The organism is Pseudarthrobacter sp. MEB009 (assembly GCF_030208875.1).
Classification (GTDB): Bacteria; Actinomycetota; Actinomycetes; order Actinomycetales; family Micrococcaceae; genus Arthrobacter.
On the sequence record NZ_JARVTC010000004.1, the window covers coordinates 25,278 to 42,856 of the forward strand.

The 17,579-nt window shown below is 67.7% G+C and carries 14 protein-coding genes; 7 read left to right on the top strand and 7 right to left on the bottom strand.

The features are described 5' to 3' along the window. Positions 1 to 10: 10 nt before the first annotated feature. Positions 11 to 1,135: a Gfo/Idh/MocA family protein gene (locus tag QRN07_RS02105; protein ID WP_050685201.1), complete on the bottom strand. Its 1,125-nt coding sequence runs from the start codon at positions 1,133 to 1,135 to the stop codon at positions 11 to 13. Further along, positions 1,132 to 1,881: a sugar phosphate isomerase/epimerase family protein gene (locus tag QRN07_RS02110; RefSeq protein WP_285240253.1), complete on the bottom strand. Its 750-nt coding sequence runs from the start codon at positions 1,879 to 1,881 to the stop codon at positions 1,132 to 1,134. Before QRN07_RS02110 ends, QRN07_RS02105 begins: the two co-directional genes overlap by 4 nt. A 139-nt stretch (positions 1,882 to 2,020) precedes the next feature. Between QRN07_RS02110 and QRN07_RS02115 the strand changes: the two genes are divergently transcribed. The 4 genes from QRN07_RS02115 to QRN07_RS02130 all read left to right on the top strand — a co-directional run bounded on the left by QRN07_RS02115 (position 2,021) and on the right by QRN07_RS02130 (position 6,370). After that, positions 2,021 to 3,241: an ROK family transcriptional regulator gene (locus tag QRN07_RS02115; protein WP_285240254.1), complete on the top strand. Its 1,221-nt coding sequence runs from the start codon at positions 2,021 to 2,023 to the stop codon at positions 3,239 to 3,241. Between the two features lie 141 nt (positions 3,242 to 3,382). Next, the gene (locus tag QRN07_RS02120) at positions 3,383 to 4,048 is read left to right on the top strand and encodes a GntR family transcriptional regulator (RefSeq protein ID WP_285240255.1); all 666 of its coding nucleotides are present in this window, start codon (positions 3,383 to 3,385) and stop codon (positions 4,046 to 4,048) included. Continuing rightward, positions 4,045 to 5,217 (top strand): MFS transporter, encoded by a 1,173-nt coding sequence (locus QRN07_RS02125; protein WP_056599844.1) that lies wholly within the window; start codon positions 4,045 to 4,047, stop codon positions 5,215 to 5,217. The genes QRN07_RS02120 and QRN07_RS02125 overlap by 4 nt, the downstream gene beginning before the upstream one ends. 61 nt (positions 5,218 to 5,278) lie before the next feature. Further along, positions 5,279 to 6,370, top strand: coding sequence for a DNA polymerase IV (locus QRN07_RS02130; protein ID WP_285240256.1), 1,092 nt, complete (start codon positions 5,279 to 5,281; stop codon positions 6,368 to 6,370). 10 nt (positions 6,371 to 6,380) lie between these two features. Here the strand turns inward: QRN07_RS02130 and QRN07_RS02135 are convergent, their stop codons facing one another. Both QRN07_RS02135 and QRN07_RS02140 read right to left on the bottom strand, forming a co-directional pair. Then, complete coding sequence (locus QRN07_RS02135) at positions 6,381 to 6,623, bottom strand: NfeD C-terminal domain-containing protein (RefSeq protein WP_157370990.1); 243 nt, start codon at positions 6,621 to 6,623, stop codon at positions 6,381 to 6,383. 10 nt (positions 6,624 to 6,633) lie between these two features. After that, on the bottom strand, positions 6,634 to 8,067 hold the full coding sequence (locus tag QRN07_RS02140) for an SPFH domain-containing protein (protein ID WP_050685196.1): 1,434 nt from the start codon (positions 8,065 to 8,067) through the stop codon (positions 6,634 to 6,636). A gap of 352 nt (positions 8,068 to 8,419) precedes the next feature. Here QRN07_RS02140 and QRN07_RS02145 point away from each other — a divergent pair, with 352 nt between their 5' ends. Genes QRN07_RS02145 through QRN07_RS02155 form a run of 3 tightly spaced genes read left to right on the top strand, consistent with a single transcriptional unit; the run spans position 8,420 to position 13,058 of the window. Beyond that, complete coding sequence (locus tag QRN07_RS02145; RefSeq protein ID WP_050685225.1) at positions 8,420 to 9,442, top strand: 3-oxoacyl-ACP synthase III; 1,023 nt, start codon at positions 8,420 to 8,422, stop codon at positions 9,440 to 9,442. Beyond that, positions 9,436 to 12,084, top strand: a complete 2,649-nt coding sequence (locus QRN07_RS02150) for an alpha/beta fold hydrolase (RefSeq protein WP_285240257.1) — start codon at positions 9,436 to 9,438, stop codon at positions 12,082 to 12,084. Before QRN07_RS02145 ends, QRN07_RS02150 begins: the two co-directional genes overlap by 7 nt. Further along, positions 12,081 to 13,058, top strand: a complete 978-nt coding sequence (locus QRN07_RS02155) for an NAD-dependent epimerase/dehydratase family protein (protein ID WP_050685224.1) — start codon at positions 12,081 to 12,083, stop codon at positions 13,056 to 13,058. The genes QRN07_RS02150 and QRN07_RS02155 overlap by 4 nt, the downstream gene beginning before the upstream one ends. A gap of 42 nt (positions 13,059 to 13,100) precedes the next feature. Here QRN07_RS02155 and QRN07_RS02160 read toward each other — a convergent pair whose 3' ends face one another. From QRN07_RS02160 to QRN07_RS02170, 3 genes are all read right to left on the bottom strand, one after another. Further along, positions 13,101 to 14,966: a DUF4012 domain-containing protein gene (locus QRN07_RS02160; RefSeq protein ID WP_285240258.1), complete on the bottom strand. Its 1,866-nt coding sequence runs from the start codon at positions 14,964 to 14,966 to the stop codon at positions 13,101 to 13,103. A gap of 99 nt (positions 14,967 to 15,065) precedes the next feature. Next, a complete protein-coding gene (locus QRN07_RS02165; RefSeq protein WP_285240259.1) occupies positions 15,066 to 16,262 on the bottom strand; it encodes a cation:proton antiporter in 1,197 nt (398 codons plus the stop codon). Between the two features lie 95 nt (positions 16,263 to 16,357). After that, positions 16,358 to 17,452, bottom strand: coding sequence for an SDR family oxidoreductase (locus QRN07_RS02170; protein ID WP_285240260.1), 1,095 nt, complete (start codon positions 17,450 to 17,452; stop codon positions 16,358 to 16,360). Between the last annotated feature and the right edge of the window lie 127 nt (positions 17,453 to 17,579).

Sequence of the window (17,579 nt, forward strand, 5' to 3'; positions counted from 1 at the left end):
TTCGCTTCGGTTAGAGGGTTGCGGTTTCCGGCGCCCAGTCCTCGGGGAGGGCGGGTGCGGTGCCGGCCGTGCTGGCTACGTCCACGAACGTGCCGGTTTCCACGGATTCCGCGATGGAGACCATGCTGTCCAGCACGTGGTAGGCCAGTTCGCCGGTGGCGCGGTGCTGGACCCCGGCGCGGAGGGACCTGGCCATGTCCAGGACCCCCATGCCGCGGCCGTTGGCCGGACCGGTCGCGGGGATAACGGTCCACTCGTCGTCTCCCGCGCGCCAGAGCCGGATGTCGCCGTCGAAATTATTGGGGTCCGGGAGGGAAATGGTTGCTTCGGTGCCGGTGATTTCCACAAAGCCCATCCGGACGCGGGGGGATTCGAAGGAGAAGACGCTGTGCGAGGATGCGCCGGAGTCGAAGAGCGCCATCGCGGAGACGTGGGTGGGGACCTCGACGGTGAATTCCTCGCCTGCCTTGGGACCGGAACCGATCACGCGCACCTCCTTGGCCTTCGAGCCGACGGCGGCCACCTTGTTGATGGACCCGAAGGCCTGGACCAGTGTGGTGAGGTAGTACGGCCCCATGTCGAACAGGGGACCGGCGCCGTACTGGAAAAGGAAGGCCGGGTTGGGGTGCCACGATTCCGGGCCAGGAGTCTGGAACGTGGTCATTGCGGTCAGCGGCGTGCCGATATCCCCGCGCTGGATCAGCCGCAGGGCGGTCTGCAGGCCTGCGCCCAGGAACGTGTCCGGAGCACAACCGAGCCGGATGCCGGCGGCGTCCGCAACCTTCAGCAGACCCAGGCCCGATTCCCGATCCAGGCTGAACGGCTTTTCGGTCCAGACATGTTTTCCGGCTTTGACCGCCGCGGTGGCAACCTCCACGTGGGCGGCGGGGATGGTCAGGTTAACGATGATTTCGACGTCGGGATGGTTCAGGGCGGCGTCCGGGCCGCCCCATTCGGGGACGCCGTATTCCTTGGCGCGGGCCTCGGCTGCCTCAACGAAGAGGTCTGCGATGACCAGGACTTTCAGGTCGGGGAAGGTAGTGAGGTTGTCCAGGTAGGCCTTGGAGATGTTGCCGGCGCCGATGACGGCGACGCCCACGGGTCCGCGGCGGGTTGTTGCTGAAGGGGTGCTCATGCGCTGGCTCCTGCGGGGGTGTTGGCGGTGAGGAAGGCCAGGGAAGCGGCGATGCCCGCAAAAATGTCGCCGTCATAGTCGTCGAATTCCACCACGCCTACCTCCAGGGACTTCACGGCGGCAATGACGTCAAGGACCGGGACCAGGCCCTGGCCGGCCGGCTGCTGGGCTTTGGTGTCGGTGGTGAGCGGACCGTCCTTGATGTGGATCAGCTTCACCCGGTCGCCAAGCCTTTCAAGCACCGCCACCGGATCCTGGCCGCCCACCCCAACCCAGTACGTGTCCACTTCCAGGACAACCTCCGGATCCAGCAGGCCGGCAAAGTATTCCAGCGCCGTCTGGTCCCCGATGGTGGACTCCAGCTCCCACTGGTGGTTGTGGTAGCCCACCCGGATGCCGTAGTCCGCACCCTTTTTGGCGGCGTCGTTCAACTTCGCTGCCGTCGCCTCGATGTCGGCGGCTTCCTGCCAGTGCTCTGCGCCGATGAACGGATCAATCACCGTGGTGATGCCAAGTTCCCTGGCTGCCGCGAAAATCTGGTCCTGGTCCTGGCTGAGCAGCGGAGCGTGGCCGGACGGGGCCGCCAGGCCGTTTTCCTTCAACGCCGCACCGAGCTCCTGGGCTGTGGCCACAAAGTTGTACGGCTCCACCTGGGTAAAGCCGATTTCCGCTACCTTGCGGATGGTTCCGGGCAGGTCCGCGGACATGGCATCACGCAGGGTGTAGAGCTGGATTGAATACGGCATGTTTTCCTGGCTTCCTTGGCATGGGGGATGTGTTGTGCAGTACATTTCGGGTCTCCTGCAAACCTAAGGCCACTTCTGCCGAAGGTCAAGCAAAAGTTGCTGGCGTGACATATATAAGTGGGCGTGCTATCCATGTCGTATGCCCACATCCGGAGACCTGCTGCCCCCGCCCGCTGAAGCCGCGGGCAGCCACAGCCGTGTGGGGGACCTGTTCCAGCTGCTGCGCGACGGGAAGGCCAGGACCCGGGCCGAACTTGCCCTCAGCACAGGACTTGCCCGGTCCACGGTCGCTGCACGGGTTGATGCGCTTATGCTGTCCGGACTGGTGGGACCGGCCGGGGAGGCGGTCTCCAGCGGCGGCAGGCCGCCGTCGCGCTTTGCCTTCAATCCGGCCGCGCGGGTGGTGCTGGCGGTCGACGTCGGCGCGACGCACGTGATCGTTGCCGTGACCGACCTGGGCGGAAAGGTCCTGGGCCAGCGCCGCGCCGTCCTGGATATTGCCGACGGCCCCAAAGTGGTGCTGGACCGCGTTGTCACGTTGGGCAGGGAGGTGCTGGCAGGTGCCGGCCGCAGCCTGCAGGAACTGGCCGGAGTCGGCATGGGCCTGCCGGGACCCGTGGAGCACAGCACCGGTACTCCCGTTAAGCCGCCCATCATGCCCGGATGGGACGGTTTTGACGTGGTCCAGTACATCCGGAAGTCACTGCCCGTCCCGGTCCTGGTGGATAACGACGTCAACATCATGGCGCTGGGGGAACGTGCGGCCCACTGGGCCGGGCATAACAACTTCTTTTTTGTGAAGGTGGCTACCGGGATTGGCGCGGGCATCATCAGCAGCGGTGCGCTCCAGCGCGGGGCGGATGGCACCGCCGGAGACCTTGGCCATGTCCGGGTGCCGCGGGGAAGCGGGGTGCTGTGCCGTTGCGGCAACCATGGCTGCCTCGAAGCGCTCGCTTCGGGCCCCGCGCTGGCCGCGGAATTGCGCGGTCAGGGACTGGACGTTGCAACGGGGGCGGATGTGCTCCGGCTCGCCGCTGAGGGGGAGGTCCGTGCAGTCCAGGCTCTCCGCCAGGCCGGACGGGACGTGGGTGACGTGCTGGCCACGGTTGTGAACCTGCTCAATCCGTCCGTCATTGTGATCGGCGGCAGCCTGGGCGAAGCCGGCGACCACCTGGTGGCGGGCATCCGGGAGGTCGTCTACCAGCGGTCGCTGCCCCTTGCCACGTCACGGCTGCACATCGGTGTGGCCCTGGCCGGCGCGAGTGCCGCCATCCTGGGCGCCAGCCAGATGGTGGCCCAGCATGTTTTGTCGCCGGCAGTCATCGATGCGACGCTGGCAGCTGCGGCCGGCGGCGTGTGAGGACGGATACTCCCACGCGCACCACGGCGCCGCTGGCATTACCGCCGGCAAGGCTGTGCTCGACTTCCATCACCCGAGCCTAGCGCCGGGTCTTCCTGCTCGCTCTTGTATACAAGTAGACTTGTATGCGGAGGTGACGCAATGCCAGAACAAATTACCCGGAACACCGGTGCCCACGTCGTTTACGCAGAGCTGAAGCGCCGGATCCTGACGCTCGAGCTGAAGCCGGGGGAGCGGATCTACGAACCGGCGATGGCCGCCGAACTCCAGATCAGCCGGACGCCCCTGCGGGAGGCGATCCGGCGGCTCATTTCCGAAAGCCTCCTGGAGCAGCAACCAACGGGCGGCGTGCTGGTGCCGGACCTGGACGAAGTGGTGATTTCGGAGCTGTACGAGGTGCGCGCGGCCCTGGAATCCCTGATGGCGCGCAACGCCTGCCTCAAAGCGACGGCTGCAGACATCGAAGCCTTGGAGCGGATCCTGGCGCGTAACGCTGCCCTGGTGGAGTTTGCCGATGACGCAATGCAGCAGGGGATGGCCCTGCACGCCCAAATCGCCGGCATTGCCGGAAACTCGTGGGCCCATCGCGTCCATAGCCAGGTTTCCAGCCAGATGGAGCGGTACCGGCACTTCACCAACAGCACCCAGGACCGGCGCGATGCTGCCCTGGCCCAGCATCGGATCCTGGTGGCGGCCGTGGCGGCCGGGAATCCGGACGAGGCCGCTGCCATCGCGTTCGAGCATGTGATCGCCGCCCGGGACGCGTCCCTGCGGGCCATCACGCGCAACGGCCCGGTCACCCCGTGATCGGTGAACTCGGCCGCCGCTCGGCCACGGCCCTGCTGGTGCACTCCGCGCTGATCCAGGCCGTCACCTTCCTGGTCCGGCCGGCCGCGACCTACCGTGCCCTCGAACTGGACGTGCCCGGCTACGCCCTCGGACTCCTGGCCGCCAGCTACGCCGTCTTCCCGCTCCTGCTTGCCGTGCCAACGGGCGCACTGGTGGACCGCCTGGGCGAGCGCCGGCTGATGGCCATCGGATCCGCCGTTGTGCTGGCCAGTTCCGCCTTCCTTCTGGTGGCTGGCTCGTCCATTGTCACCCTGGTGATCGGCACTGCCGTGCTGGGCGCGGGCCAACTGGCGTGTGTGGTGGGACAGCAGGCTGTGGTGGCCAACAACGCCGTCGCAGCCAGGCTGGACTCGGCGTTCGGATACCTGACCTTCGCCGCATCGCTGGGCCAGGCCCTGGGGCCGCTTGCGATTGCACTGGTGGGCGGGGCCGTTATCCGCCCGGACACGCAGGCCATTTTCCTGCTGGCCGTGTGCATGGCCCTGGTGCTCTTCCTGACAACGTTTGCGGTGTCAGGAAGCGTCAGCAGCGGCATAAAGGGGACCGCCGCGCCGGGGAGTGGCGGTGGTTCCCTGGCACTGCTCAAGACCCCTGGCGTTGCCCGGGCCCTGGCCACCAGTGCCACCGTCCTGGCTGTGGTGGACCTGACGATGGTCTATCTTCCCGCACTGGGAACCGAACGGGGGCTGACGGCGGCCACCGTGGGTGCCATGCTGACCGTCCGGGCCGTTTTCTCAATGCTTTCCCGCATCCTGTTGGGCCGGGCTGCCAGGGCCATGGGGCGCATGCCGCTGCTGGTTGTCAGCCTTGTCCTGTCCACGGTGGCGCTGGCTGTTGCGGCGATCCCCATGCCGGCCTGGCTGCTGTTTGTTGTGATGGGTGCGCTGGGACTGGGGCTGGGGATCGGCCAGCCGCTCACCATGTCCTGGCTGTCATCCCGTGCCCCGGCGGGACAGCGGGGCCGGGCGCTGGCCTTGCGGCTTGCCGGCAACCGGGTGGGACAGGTGGTGCTGCCCGCCGCGATCGGCACCGTCGCTGCAGGACTTGGCGCCGCGGGGGTGTTCCTCGTCTCCGCTGTTGTGGTGGGCGGAACGCTGGTGCTGCTCCGGGGCGTCAAGCTCGACTGACGTGCCAGCAGGCTGGTTCAAGACTGGGCAGGCAGCAGCCGGGAACGCGCGCCTCGGTGAAATGGTGCAGACTGATGGCGTGAGCGGAATTCCGTGGGTGCTGCACGTCGATCTGGACCAGTTCATAGCTGCCGTCGAAGTCCTGCGGCGGCCGGAGCTTGCGGGCCGGCCGGTCATTGTCGGCGGCCGGGGCGACCCTACGGAGCGGGCCGTGGTGTCCACGGCTTCCTACGAGGCCAGGGCCTTCGGAGTGGGATCCGGGATGCCACTTCGGATCGCGGCCCGAAAAGTCCCCGACGCCGTGATCCTGCCTGTTGACCAGGAAGCGTACCTTGAGGCGTCCGAGGCGGTTATGGCCACGCTGCGGGCGCAGCCGGCCGCCGTCGTCCAGGTCCTGGGCTGGGACGAGGCCTTTGTCGGCATCACCACGGCGGACCCGGAGTCGTACGCCCGTCAGTTGCAGGCGGCTGTGCTGGCCCGGACGCAGCTGCAGTGCAGCGTTGGCATCGGAGACACGCTGGTCCGGGCCAAGGTGGCCACCGGGTTCGGCAAACCGGCCGGCGTCTTCCGCCTCACGGCCTCGAACTGGCTGGACGTTATGGGGAACCGGCCCACCAAGGACCTGTGGGGGGTGGGGTCCAAGGTATCGGCCCGGCTGGCGAAACTTGGCGTCCGCACCGTGGCCGGGCTCGCCGCCTGCGATCCTGCGGCCCTGGTGCCGGAATTCGGCCCGAAGATGGGTCCCTGGTATGCCAGCCTGGGACGCGGAGACGGTGCCAGCGAGGTGGACGACACCCCCTGGGTGGCCCGCGGGCACAGCCGCGAAACCACCTTCCAGCAGGACCTCACCGTTCCTGCCCAGGTGGCGGACGCCGTCAGGGAGCTGGTGGCGCGGGTCCTGACGGATGTGGCGGCCGAAGGCAGGCCCGTGGTGGGGCTGACATTAAAGGTCCGTTACGCCCCGTTCCGCACCACAACACACGCGAAGAAGATCCCGGAAACCTTCGACCGGGACGAAATCCTGGCCAGGGCGGTGGAGCTGTCAGCCGCGATCGAGGAGGGGCAACCTATCCGCCTGCTGGGCCTGCGCGCCGAAATGGCCATGCCGGACGACGCGCGGACCGGACACACACCAACGCGCGGCGGCTGGTGAAGCGCCGGCCTCAACCGGTATGCCGCAACACGTCAGGGAGTTCATCCACGTACACCGTTTGCGGCGGGTCGAAGTAGATCACCAGCACCTCATCACCCACGGCGAAGCCGCTCACCCCGTCGAACGGGTGGGCGTGGAAGGCAGCAGTGCCACCCCGGTAGGAAAGCATCACCTCGCCGATGGTGCCCGGCCCGATCCGCCCGGAAACCCTTCCGATCCGGCCGGTCAGGCTCCGGTCGGCTTCCCTGTGCATCAGCTGTTCCTCAGGCGCCGGGAGCTGCCGGCGGCTGCTGGCCCGCCTGGCCCTTTTTCAGCGCCGACGCAAGGACCGGCAGGTAGTCGCCGGCCTGCGCGAGAATGCCGCCCAGCATCTTGTTCACACCTTCGCCGCCGTTCAGGACCGTCATATGGCCCACGTGCGAAAACGGCTCGGCCGCTGCCGCGATGATGGCGGGCATGTTCTCCGCGAGCTGCTGGGAGATCACCGCGTCCTGGTTGGTTCCCAACGCTTCGGCCCGCGCTTTGATGCCATCCGCTTCAGCCAGTGCCTTGGCCTTGATCGCCGAGGCCGCGGCATCACCCCTGGCCCGCGTGGCTGCGGCTTCTGCCTCGCCGGTGACCTTGGTGGCGCCTGCAGCGGCAGCTGCGGCGGTGGCATTTGCCTGCGCCTGAAGTTCCGTTCGGCGGGCATTGGCCTGGGCTTCGAGTTCGGTGCGCCGCGCCAGGGCCTCGGCCGCGCTGATGTCCGCGGCCTTTTGGCCTTCGGCGTCGGTGCGTTTGGCGTAGGCCTTGGCATCGGCGGGTTTCCGGACTGTGGTTTGGAGCTTCTGTTCCTCCCGGTCCGCCTCCAGTTTGGCCACCTCGGTTTCCTGGACCACCACCTGCTGCCGCGCCGTGGCGTCGGCCAAGGGTCCGGCCTGGGCGGCGTTGGCCCTGGCCCGCTCGGCGTTAGCCTGCGCCACAGACTGCCTGATGGCTGAAATGCTCTGCGCATCCGCGATCAGCGCGGCGGCCTCCGCTTCCTTTTCGGCTGCTTCACGGTTCCGGGTGGCCTCCGCAATGCGGGCTTCCATTTTCACCTGCGCGATGTGTGGCTTGGCGATGTTCTGGATGTAGCCCGTGGGGTCCTGCAGGTCCTTGATCTGCAGGGAATCAACCACAAGACCCAGCTTTTCCATTTCCACGCCGCTGGCGCTGCGGACCTGCGAGCCGAGTTTGTCCCGTTCGCGGATGATCTCCTCCACCGTCATGCTGCCGATGATGGAGCGCAGGTGGCCCTCGAAAACGTTGTAGACCTGGCTCTGCATTTTGGGCTGTTGGCCCAGGAACCGCCGGGCCGCGTTGGCGATGAAGGGCGGCGCATCCCCGATCTTGTAAATGACCACGCCCTCCACGATGACCTGGATGCCCTGGGAGGTGACGCAGGAGACTTTCAGTTCGGTCTCGTTCAACGTCAGCGATAAGGCCCGCACTGTCTGAAGCCCCGGAAGCACCAGCGCACCCTTACCGGTGACAATTTTGAAGTCCATCCCGGCCCGGGTTTCCGGCGTTCCCCGGGTCAGCCCGGAAATGATGAGGGCCTCGTTGGGTTCGGCCACCTTCCACATCAGCCGGGTGGCCCCCCAGATGAATCCGACCGCAACAAGTACTCCAAGAATGATGGCGATCAGGGGAAAGAATGCTGACAGGTCCGGCATGACCAGGTCCTTTCAAAGGGTATGGAACAGGCACCTCGGTAAAAATTCCACCCCATGCAGCCAGTGTGGGTGCGCCTTGCCGGAGAGTCCAGAGCCGGACCGGTATTTGCCTGCAGCACCAACAGACGGCCGACGGCGGCACTTGGCGGCCGCCGTCGGGCAGCCGATCCGCCCCGTCGCCCCAGCTGCCCTGGTGCGAAGCAAACTTAGTGATCTTGCTCCATCTTGGCGGCCCAACAGCGTGGTTAATGTGCAGATTCGGGCGCGCACCAGCATAGTTAAGCTTCTGGACTTGCGCTTTTTGGGTAAAGTCCCCGCAGGAACGCAGGACGGAAACGAACAGAGGCTTGAATTGGCAGGTAACGCAACCTTCCGGCATCACAACTCGGCGCTGCTTTCGGTAAGCAGTGTCGAGGCTCCCATGATCGTCAGCTCCACGGAGTTCGACCGCAGGCTGGCGTCCACGCTGCAGCGGCTGAAGTTCCCGCCGCGGCTGCTGGAACGCGTGGCAGGCATCACGCACCGGCGCTGGTGGGCGGCCGGGACCTCCTTCGATGATGCAGCCATTGAGGCCGGCGCCAAGGCCCTGGCTGAGGCCGGCATCAATGCCTCGCAGGTGGGGCTGTTGATCAACACGTCGGTGACCCGGCGCAACCTTGAGCCATCCGTTGCGGTGAAGATCCATCACGGCCTGGGCCTGCCGTCGTCGGCCATGAACTTTGACCTGGCCAACGCCTGCCTGGGATTCGTCAACGGCATGACCCTGGCGGCCAACATGATCGACTCGGGCCAGATCGACTACGCAATGATCGTCAACGCCGAGGATGCCCAGGGTACGCAGGAGGCCACACTGGCCCGGCTGCAACGGCCGGAAACCACCCGGGAGGACTTCAACCGGGAGTTCGCCACCCTGACGCTGGGCTCCGGTGCAGCGGCAGCAGTGCTTGGCCCCGCGGACCGGCACCCCGGTGCCCATCGGATTGTGGGCGGCGTGATGCGTGCCGGCACCGAACATCACGAATTGTGTGTGGGCGGCATTGACGGCATGTCCACTGACACCAAAGGCCTGCTCGACGGCGGCCTGCAGCTTGTGGTGGACGCCTGGCACGAGGCGCACCCCGAGTGGGACTGGGGCTCCATGGACAGGTACGTCACCCACCAGGTGAGCAACGCCTATACGCAGGCCATCATCGACGCCATCGACCTGGATCCTGACAAGGTCCCCATCACCTTCCCGCACTGGGGCAATGTGGGTCCGGCGTCCCTGCCCATGACCCTGGCCGCCGAAGCGCAGTCCCTGGAAGCCGGGGACCGGGTGCTGTGCATGGGTGTGGGCTCCGGCCTGAACACCGCAATGCTGGAACTCGTTTGGTAGCCGCCGGCTGGCCCGGGGTCCACCCGGAGTGGCCGCGGGAAGTTGATGTGCCATCCACCTCCGCAGCCGATGGGCCGGGAACGGTCCGCCGCTGGCACCTGCTGGACAACAGCGCCCAGCTGCAACGCCTGGGCCTGGAACCTGCCGGCACCCTACTCTGCGTCCACGGCAACCCCACTTGGTCCTACCTGTGGCGGACCCTGCTGGCAGCAGGGTCCAATCCCGCCCATCCCTGGCGCGTGGTGGCCGTGGACCAGCTGGACATGGGCTTCTCGGAACGGACGGGAACGTTCCGCCGGCTGGCCGACCGGATCAACGATCTGGGCGACCTGACTGATGCCCTGGGCCTGTCCGGCCCTGTGGTCACCGTGGGCCACGACTGGGGCGGTGTGATCAGCCTGGGCTGGGCCCTGGCGCATCCGGACGATCTTGCCGGGGTGGTGCTCACCAACACGGCCGTGCATCAGCCGCCGGAATCGGACATCCCGGCGGCGCTGCGGCTTGCCCTCCACCCGGCCGTGCATGGCTGGGGCACCACAACCTCTGATGCGTTCCTGCGGGTGACCCATGCGCTGGCCCACCCGCCGCTCTCCCCGGATATCCGGGCCGCCTACATGGCCCCGTACCGCGGCGCGGACCGGCGGGCCGGCGTCGGAAATTTTGTGGCGGACATCCCCGTGGACGCCGGGCATCCCAGCTTTGCTGCGCTGTCCGGCGTCGCGGAACGCCTGCGCGGGTTGGAAGTACCGGCCCTGATGCTGTGGGGCCCCCGGGATCCGATCTTCTCCGACAAATACCTCAAGGACCTCGCCGGCCGGCTGCCGAACGCCACTATCCACCGCTTCGAAGGCGCCGGCCACCTGGTGGCCGAAGACCGCGACATTGCCACGCCGGTGTTCCAATGGCTCGCTGACCAGGGGACTCCGGCGCTGCCGGAACCTGCCGCGCCGGAACCGGTAGCTTTCACGCCGCTGTGGGACCAACTCGGGAAACTGGCCGCAGGGCCCGCCGCAACGGGGACCGCCGTCGCCGAAATGGCCGCGGATGGCACAGTGGACCGCTCGCTCAGCTGGCAGGACCTGGAACGCAACATCCTGGACCTCGCTGCGGGACTGCACGACGCCGGCGTGGAACGCGGCAGCCGGGTCAGCCTGATGGTTCCGCCCGGTGTGGACCTGACCGTCACGCTGTATGCCTGCCTCCGGCTGGGAGCCGTGGTGGTAGTGGCAGACGCAGGACTGGGAACCAAGGGCATGAGCCGCGCCGTCAAGGGAGCCACCGCCGATTTCCTCATCGGCATCGACAAGGCGCTGGCCGCCGCCTCGGTCCTTGGCTGGCCTGGCCGGCGGATCAGCGTCCAGGACCTTCCGGCCGCACGCCGGCGGCTCCTCGGGGTGGAAACGTCGCTGCAGGCGCTGGCGCGGGCAGGTGCCCCCGCCAGCGCGACCCACGTGATCGGAGCAGCAGATCCGGATGCCCCCGCAGCGGTGCTGTTCACTTCAGGGTCAACCGGGCCCGCGAAGGGCGTCCTCTACACACACCGGCAGCTGGCAGCGATGCGCGACACTGTGGCCGGCACGTTCGGGATCCGACCCGGCGCACGGCTGGTGGCGGGATTCGCCCCCTTCGCCTTGCTGGGACCAGCCCTCGGTGCGGTGTCCGTCACCCCGGACATGGACGTCACTGCGCCCCGGACCCTGACAGCACGCGCGTTGGGGGACGCCGCCGCGGCCATCGGCGCCAGGGTGGTCTTCGCCTCGCCGGCGGCCCTGCGGAACGTTATCGACACCGAGACCGGCATGGGCGGCTCCGGCCGGGAGGCCCTGGCACGGATCGGCTTGCTGCTCTCCGCCGGCGCACCGGTCCCCGAACCGTTGCTGGCACAGGTGCAGCGCCTGCTGCCCCTCGCTTCCCTGCACACGCCCTACGGCATGACCGAAGCGTTGCCCGTCACGGACATCAGCCTCGGGCAGATCCGGCAGGCCGCCGCTGACGCAGCCGCCGGCACCGTGGCAGGAGCAGGCAACGGCGTCTGCGTGGGCTGGCCCGTCCAAGGCGCCCGCGTAGCCGTCATCCCGCTTGCCGCGGATGGTTCCGCGCCCGGCTCCGGACCCAGCACCGCGCCTGGCGTGACCGGGGAAATCCTGGTCAGTGCTCCACACGTCAAAGAGGCGTACGACAGGCTGTGGTTGGTCCAGCGCGGAAGCGTCTCCGTCCCGGGCTGGCACCGCACCGGTGACGTGGGCCATTTCGACGCCGCAGGCCGGCTCTGGGTGGAAGGCCGCCTCGCCCACATCGTCACGGCCCCCGACGCCACCGTGACGCCGGTGGGCGCCGAACAGGCCATCGAACGGCTCCCCGGCATCAGGTTGGCTGCCATCACCGGCGTCGGCCCGGCCGGCACCCAGGCCGTGGTGGCCGTCGTCGAGACCCTCCCACCGGTCCGCAAAGCGGGTCCAGCCACGCCTGAACTGGCCGGCCGCGTCCGCGGCGCTGCACGGGATGCGGGGGTTGACGTCGCGGCGGTGCTCGCGGTGCCTGCGCAGCCCACCGACATCAGGCACAACGCCAAGATCGACAGGACCAGGCTGGCGCGGTGGGCAGAACGCGTGCTGGCCGGCGGCCGGCCGGGGAAGCCGTGAGGGTCCTGGTAACGGGTGCCAGCGGACTGCTCGGCGGAGCGGTGGCGCGCCTTTTGGTCCACCAGGGCCACACGGTCGCCACCTTCCAGCGCCGCCCCTCAGGAGTCGACGGCGCCACGGACTTCCGCGGTTCCGTCACCAACGCGGGCGAACTTGACGCAGCGGTCCGCGGCGCGGAAGGGATCATCCACCTCGCGGCGAAGGTTTCCTTCACCGGCCGTGCCGCGGAATTTGACGAGGTGAACGTTGCGGGCACCCGCCGGGTATTGGACGCAGCCCGCGGGGCCGGCGTACGGGACGTGGTGTTTGTTTCCTCACCGTCGGTGGCCAATTCCGGCGCCGCCATCACCGGCCTGGCCGCGGAGCCTGCCGATCCCGTGCGGGCTCACGGCGATTACTCCCGCACCAAGGCGGAAGCAGAACTGCTGGCGCTGGCGGCGAACAGCCCGGAGCTGCGGGTGGCGGCGGTGCGCCCCCACATCGTCTGGGGCCCCGGCGACACCCAGCTGGTGGAACGGGTCCTGGCCCGCGCCAGGCACGGTCGGCTGCCCCTGCTCGACGCCGGCGCCGCCTTGATCGACACCACGTACGTGGACAACGCCGCCGCGGCCATCGTGGCAGCACTGCACCGCATGGACCACGTCAGCGGCCAGGCTTTGGTGGTCAGCAACGGTGAGCCCAGGCCAGTGGGCGAGCTGCTCGCGGGCATCTGCGCCGCCGGCGGCGTCAAGGCGCCCTCCTGGGCGGTGCCGGGTGTGCTGGCACGGGCCGGCGGAGCAGTGGTGGAGCGGCTCTGGACCTGGGCCGGCCGGAACGAGGAGCCGCCCATGACCCGGTTCCTGGCCGAGCAGCTGTCCACCGCCCACTGGTTCGACCAGCGGCGCACCCGCGAACTCCTCGACTGGACGCCCGCTGTGTCGCTGGACGACGGATTGGCGAAACTGGCCGCGCACTACGGGCCGGCCGGCCGCTGAGGGTTCCCGGGCGACACCCAAGGCCGCGCCGGCTGCGTCAGCTCAGCCGCACGGCGAATCGAGCGGGGGGAGCAGCACGTCATCGGCGCGCTGGATGGTGGGGGTAACAGCGAGTTCGGGTTCGGTGTCCTGAAGAATTTTTCCGAAGCTGAAATCGATGGTTTTGCTTTCCCCTGGCTTGAGGACGATCGTATGGACCGCCACGGGACGGCCCTGGTGCAGGTGTGGCGACAGGTCCACCGCCCGGCCGTCCTCGGTGACCGCCTCCACGTTCGCCTGCAGCGGACCGTAGGCCACAACATTCGTCCGGACTGAACCCGGTTCCACAGTGCGCCCGCCTCCGGTGACGTAGGCAGGCAGTGAGGTTGCTGCGTCCACGGGAGCGGTGTTGGTGCTTTTGACCCGCACGGTGGTTTGTTCGAAGCCCCCCCTGGGACAGGCTTTGACCAGCTGGACGGTGCGCCGCACGTAGTAGTCCATTTTGGCGCCGGTGTCATCGTTGAGGTAGATGCCGAACTGCGCGGGCGCAAGGCTGGGGCCGGAGATCGATCCGCCGAGGTCGTACCTGCCCAGGACATCCTGTTCGCCCGTTGCCGCGGACCACACCCGGACCCGGCCTTCGGCTGTACCCTGGGTCAGCGCGGTCATGAGCCCGGCGGCTTCCGGCTTGCCGCTGGACAGCGCGCCGAAGATCTGCCGGGCGGCTCCCGCGAAGTACTCGTCCTGGCTTTTGGGCTGCGCTATTTTGGCGTAAACGTCCGAGAGCAGGGTGGGGACCACGTTTTGTTCGGTCAGCTCGGTTGGCAGGCCAACGGCGGCCGCCGCCACCAGTTCCAGGCCCGTGAATTTGACCGGGCCGGTCGCTGCGAGGATGTAGCTCAGGGCCACGGGATCGATGGAGATGACACCGTCCACCCCCTGCCCGGTTTTCCGTTCCCACATGGCCCTGGCCGTTGCGGCGGCGGAGGGGAAATCAGGCGTCAGGTTTACATCCTGCATGGCGGTGCCCAGCCGGGCCGTGTACAGGGCCAGCTGCTCCGGGTCGCTCCCGAGGGCCGGGGTCATGGTGCCGAGGTCCGCGGCGCTCCGTTGGGCGGACAGGGTCAGTTTTCCCCGGTCCAGGGTAATGACGGCCAAAGCGCCGGGGATTCCGCCTGATGCGCGGGATTCAGCGTTGTTTTGGATCATCAGGAGATAGTTGCGCGGTGCGTCCGCGCCCAGCATCGCCGGGGCCACCCTGGCTGCGTCGGCGGCTGCACTGAGGGCTCCGGTGACCTCCCGGAGTTGCCCGCGCGCCAGGTTCAGCTGATCGGCCACCTGCGGCCATACCCTTCGGTCATCAATGGCTGCGAGCCGGTCCGAGGAAGCCCGCACGGCGTCGGCGGCCGCAGCCACACTGGGTGCAGCGGCTTTCATGGGTTCCAGGTCGGTGCCGGATTCACGCGGGACCAGGGTGTCCCAATCCAGGGACGCCAGGACGTTAATCAGGGGCAGGAGCCCCAGCCTGGTGATTTCGTCGGCGGACCGCGCCACTTCCGTGACGGTGCTGAAGTTCGGTCCAGCCCAGGGGAGGCCGGACGCGGCCTCCCAGAGCGGGTCATGGGCGGCCCTGCTGGCCGCTGCAGTATGCAGCCGGATGCTTTCCGCCGTTCCCCGGGCGCCCGCAATGTCCGTTCCGGCCACCTGTTGCCGCATTTCAGGCATCAGCCGCGCGACGGCCTTCAGATCGGTTTCGATGGACGACGCCAGGTCTGCCACCCGGATCCAGGCGGCCAGGACCAGGATGAGCAACGCGGCCGCTGCGAGGATGAGCCACGTGCGGGGCGTGATCCGCCTGATGTGCGCACCGGCCCGGTGCCGCTCGCCAAGATGCCGGTGATGTAAGGGTTCCTGCGCTTCGGTGCTCATTGTCCAGCGGACCTGGCCCTTCGTCTTGCGGCGTCGCGGAGTCCCCCTTGGTGGATGACTCTAACGTGCTGACAGCGCGGCGTGTCAATGCTCAGCCCCCTAATTACTTTTGCGGGACCGGCGTTCCGGGGTCGCCCGTTGCTGCTGGCGGAGGGCCAGCAGCGGGAATGCAAGGATCGAGAGCATGCCGGCACCAACCAGCGCCGAAGCCATTCCACTGGTTATCAGGCCCTGGTCTTTCCCGATCGCGGTGACGGCGACAATGATCGGCAGTCCCGTTGCGCCGAACAGCATGATGGCCCGCTTGTCCGCGAAAGTGGAATGGGCGGGATCGGCCAGCAGCGCCGGAAACCCGCGGATCACCAGCAGCAGGAGCAGGAACAGGGGGACCAGTGCCAGGGCAGCGGGGCTTCCGGTGAGTGCACCCAGATCAAAATCGATGCCCGTATCGATGAAAAATACCGGCACCAGGAAGCCGAACGCAATCGCGTCGGTTTTGGCCTCGATCACTGTCCTGTCTTTTTCCGGCGCCCGCGCCATGGCAACCTTCCACAGGACACCGGCCGCGAAGGCTCCCAGCAGCATGTCCAGGCCCAGCACCATGCTCAGCACCACCAGGACGGTGAGGATGAACATGATGGCGCGGACGGCGAACTGGCCGCTGGTGTGAAGGGTCCTGGTGACCTGGGAATGGAGCAGCGTGTGCCTGGACCGGGACGCCAGGACAATGGCCAGGCCCGTCAGGAGGACAAAACCCAGCAGCACGGCGGTTGCCGGGCCCAGCTGCCGGCCGCTGAAGAACACGGAGATGGCGACCAGCGGGCCGAACTCACCCGCCGCGCCGAGTGCGGTCACTGCTACGCCGAGTGGCGACCGGGACCGGCCCTCGTCGCGGAGGATGGGCAGCAGGGCACCCAGGGCCGTGGAGGACAACGCCACGCCGATGATCACTGCCGCGCCCGCTGCCGGGACAAGGATGAAACCGGCGGCGATTCCAAGGGCCAGCGAGATGATCCATCCGGTGGCCGCGCGGTTGGCCGGCCTGCCGCGGATCAGCGCGAAATCGATCTCGTTGCCCGCAACAAAGAAGAGCATGGCCAACCCGAAGTCCGCCAGCGTGTCGGTGAACGCCGTGGATTGGATCCACCCCAGCAGGCTGGGACCCAGCAGGATGCCGAGGACAATTTCGAAGACCACAATGGGCACCTTGACTACCCGCTCAAGGAACCGGGCGGCCAGGGGTGCCAGGATGGCCAGCAGGGCAATCAGCACCAATGACGTGGAAAGGCCCTGCATCAGCGGCACCTCCGGCACCTTGGCTGCCCAGCGGAAGAAAGTAGTCCAAAGCTACCGCCGCCTGGTCCGGCGGCGCTACTGGTGTGGACGCCGGATCAGGGAATGATGCCGTCGCCGCGGTATCGGTCAAACAGCCTCCGGAAGGAATCATCAGTCCGGCGGTAGCCCTTGAAGCCTGCCTGCCGGCTCTTGCCCATGTCCGCGAGGACTTCCATGGTGCGTCCCAGGTCAGCGTCCGTATGCCACCACGAAGCGACCCTGCCCAGGTCGGATTCGACCAGTCCGTGGTTGGCTGCGATCCTCGACCACTCTTTTTCCATGCCCCGCATCTGCTCTTCGAGGGGCCGTGGGGCGTCCTTGAAGCCTTCCGCTGTGACGCCGAAGCAGGCCGCCAGCTTTGGCCACATCCAGCGCCACCGGAACACGTCCCCGTTCACCACGTTGTAGGCCTCGTTGCCTGCCTGCTCCGTCGTGGCTGCCCAGACCATATGTTCCGCCAGCAGGTCCCCGTCGGTCATGTCGGTGAGGCTGTTCCACTGGGTTTCCGAGCCGGGGAAGATGAACGGTTGGCCCAGTTCCTTGCACAGGGTTGCCTGCGCCGCCAACGTGAGGCCCATGTTCATGGCGTTACCCACGGCGTGGCCGATCACCGTGTGGGAACGGTGCACGGACCAGCGGAACCCCTGCCGCGCTGCTGCCGCCCACAACTCATCTTCCTGGGCGTAGTAGAAATTCGGAACCGGCAGCCGGGGTTCCTCTTCGCGGAACGGTGTATCCGGAACCGGTCCCGCACCGTAGGACTCGAAAGGCCCAAGGTAGTGCTTCAGCCCGGTCATCAGGGCTACGTGCTCCACCGGGGCATGGGCCAGGGCCCGGAGCAGGTTGCGGAGCATCGCGGCGTTGACGCGGATGTTCTCCTCTTCCGAATCCTGCCTGGCCCATGCCGTAAAGAAGACGTGCGTGGGTTCGGCCCCGGCCAGTGCCCCGGCAAGGCTGTCCGGTGACATCAGGTCCGCGGCGATGTGACTCGCGGTTGAGCCGGCGACCGGGGTCCGTGAGAGTGCCAGGACCGTCCAGCCGCCCTCCCGCTCCAACTGCTCAATGATGGCCGAGCCGGCGATTCCGCTGGCCCCCACCACCAGTGCTGTCCGGGTGGGCGTGTCCGTTGGGCGGGTGTCCGGAGTAGTCATTGGGGTTCCTGGCTGTCGTTGGGTTGCGCCGGTCCGGTCTTTGGTGGGACCTGGCGCCGGCGGTGGGCGCTTTGTGGGGCGCCCGTCCGATTCTCTCCCATCCGGCGGCCGCGGTGGGGATGCCGTG